2 protein-coding genes are annotated in these 2,838 nt (G+C 50.2%); both read right to left on the bottom strand.

The features are described from left to right. Positions 1-60 precede the first annotated feature (60 nt). The gene (lysA, locus tag Q0294_RS17510; RefSeq protein WP_299468039.1) at positions 61-1,332 is read right to left on the bottom strand and encodes a diaminopimelate decarboxylase; all 1,272 of its coding nucleotides are present in this window, start codon (positions 1,330-1,332) and stop codon (positions 61-63) included. A gap of 101 nt (positions 1,333-1,433) precedes the next feature. Continuing rightward, entirely contained in the window at positions 1,434-2,450 is a 1,017-nt protein-coding gene (locus tag Q0294_RS17505; RefSeq protein ID WP_299468037.1) for an aspartate-semialdehyde dehydrogenase, read from the bottom strand. Positions 2,451-2,838: the final 388 nt, after the last annotated feature.

Below are 2,838 nucleotides of genomic sequence, written 5' to 3'. Positions count from 1 at the left end.
CCTCAGGTGACTGGTCTTCCGAACATGTTTTTCAAACAGATTAAGACCCAGAATTTGCGGCTATGATTGTTCTAAGGCAATCAGTTCCTCATAGGTTTCCCGTCTGCGAACCACCTGATAATTGCTGCCATCCACAAGGATTTCTGCACTGCGGGGGCGGGCATTGTAATTACTGCTCATGGCAGAGCCGTACGCGCCTGCGCTAAACGTACAGAGGTAATCGCCTCGCTGCATCGGGGGCAGATATCGGTCTTTGGCAAAATAATCACAGGATTCGCAGACCGGACCGACGACATCAGCGGGCTCACAGCCTTCGATTTCGCCTTCGCAGTCAAAAGGCATGGGGACTTCTGGTTTCACTGGCCAGACCCGGTGATATGAGTCGTACATGGCAGGACGCACGAGATCTGTCATTCCACCATCCTGGATGTAAAAGAGTTTCCCCCCTTCCCGTTTGGTGAAGACGATCTGGCTGATGAGTACGCCGGAATTTCCGGCGATAAAACGTCCGGGCTCTAAAGCCAGACGGCAGCCAATTTCTTTGATGGTGGGCACGATAACATCGGCATAGGTCTGTGCGGATGGCCCTTCATCGGTTTTATAGCTGATCCCGAAGCCTCCGCCGAGATTCAGCCAGTTGGTTTTATGCCCTTTGTCACGAAGCTGCTCGATGACTTCTGCGCCTTTCTTGACCGCCTTGGCGTAAGGGTCGGTAGAAAGGATCGGAGAGCCGAGATGCATATGAATTCCGGTGAGTTCCAGCCGTTCGTCTTTCAGGACTTTGTCGGCCAGTTCAGTGGCCCGTTCGATATCCATACCGAACTTGTTTCCCTTTTTGCCGGTGGTGGTTTTGTGATGTGTTTTCGCGTCGATGTCGGGATTCAGACGCAGGGCGACCCGTCCGACGCAGCCTGTTTCCCCGGCAATCGCAGCGATGGCGTCGAGTTCAGCTTCGCTTTCCACATCAAACATTAAAATGTCTGCTTTGAGGGCCTGACGGATTTCTTCGTCTGTTTTTCCGACACCTGCGAAGACAACGCGTGACGTATCAGCGCCTGCCTGCTGGACGCGAAACAGTTCTCCGCCTGAAACCACGTCAAAACTGCTGCCGGCATCGTTCATCGTTTTGAGAATGCTCAAATTTCCGTTGGCTTTGACCGAATAGCAGATCACAGGGTCGACTTCGGCAAACGCATCCTGGATCTCTTTCAGGCGGCTGAGAAATGCCGATTTTGAATAAACCCAGAGTGGAGTACCATATTCTTCAGCCAATCGAGCGACAGGAACGTTTTCACAATACAGTTCGCCGTCTTGATAATGAAACGTATTCATTGTGTAGCCTTTGCGGTATTAACTTGAAAAAATCTGCGCGGATCAGGGAGTAACCGGAAACGAATGCTCCTGTTCGGAATCAGGCAGCAGCGTCTCAAATTCTATTTAGTGCAGGCGCGATGTTTCGCCAGTAGTTCTGCGATCTGAACGGCGTTTGTGGCGGCGCCTTTGCGAAGGTTGTCGCTGACGCACCAGAAACTGAGCCCGTTCGGATGGGAAATATCACGGCGGATGCGACCAATATAGACTTCGTCACTTCCATCACAGGTGGAAGGGAGCGGGTATGAAAGATTCTTCAAGTCATCAACGACAGTGATTCCGGGGAAATCCGCAAATAACTGTCGGGCTTCTTCGGGAGAGATGGGACGTTCTGTTTCGACCGTAATCGTTTCACTGTGACAGTTGGCGACGGGAATTCGAACACAAGTCGGATTGATTTGAATCGAATCATCACCCAGAATCTTGCGGGTTTCGTACACCATTTTCATTTCTTCGCTGGTGTAGCCTTCCTCTTTTTCGCTGCCGATCTGAGGAATGGCATTGAAAGCGATCGGGTGCGGAAAGACCTGATAATCATGGCTTTTCCCATCCAGATAGGCTCGGGAACCTTCCATGAGATCGCTGGTGCCGGCAACTCCTGCACCGCTGGTCGCCTGGTAAGTGCTGACAATCACGCGGCGAATGCGGGAGGCATCATACAACGGCTTGAGAGCCATGACCATCTGAGTGGTCGAACAGTTCGGGCTGGCGATGATGCCTTTTGCTGCGAGGGCTGCTTCCGGATTGATCTCGGGAATGACCAGTGCCACATCCGGTTTCATTCGCCAGTAGCCTGATTCATCAATCACAATCGCACCTGCGGCGACTGCTGCAGGCAGGTATTCTGCTGCGACATCATCGGGTGTAGATGCGATGACGAGTTCAACGCCTTCAAACGAATCTTTGGTCAATTCTTCAAGTGTGTACGTTTTTCCCTGGAATTCCAGTGTTTTACCAGCAGATCGGGCGGAAGCCAGAAAACGAAATTGTTTTGCCTGGAAGTTTCGATCTTCCAGCAGTTTCCGCATGATGTGCCCTACAGCACCGGTGGCACCAAGAATGGCGACAGTATCAAACACTTTGAAATCTCCAGAGAACTAAATGGTTAAAAGTCTTTTCTCAGATTCACTTTAAGTCAATTGCTATAGAAAATCTTACGATAACGTTAATTTGCGAATCAGCCGTTATAACACGATCCCGATTGATACGACAGCCTCCTGGCGTAGGTGGTTCATGCCGCAGGAATGCTCAAAATTCATTTTGTTTTGCGCGTAAACTCTGATTGAATCGACCATTATATGGTTTACAGTGAGTTTCGTCCAACCGGTGAGGGGTTTCGGTTTGAACAGGCAGTTGACTGAGGAAAGTTTATTTTTGAAATCAGAAAATCTCCTCTGATTCGAAGCGAATCAGCAGCTTTTTAGCAGCAAAATATAAAATTCGGGAACCGATGCTACTAGGGGCAAA

The organism is uncultured Gimesia sp. (assembly GCF_937919775.1).
In the GTDB taxonomy this organism is placed as follows: domain Bacteria; phylum Planctomycetota; class Planctomycetia; order Planctomycetales; family Planctomycetaceae; genus Gimesia.
Note: the sequence above shows the minus strand (reverse complement) of the source record. Positions and strands in the feature narration are given on the sequence as shown.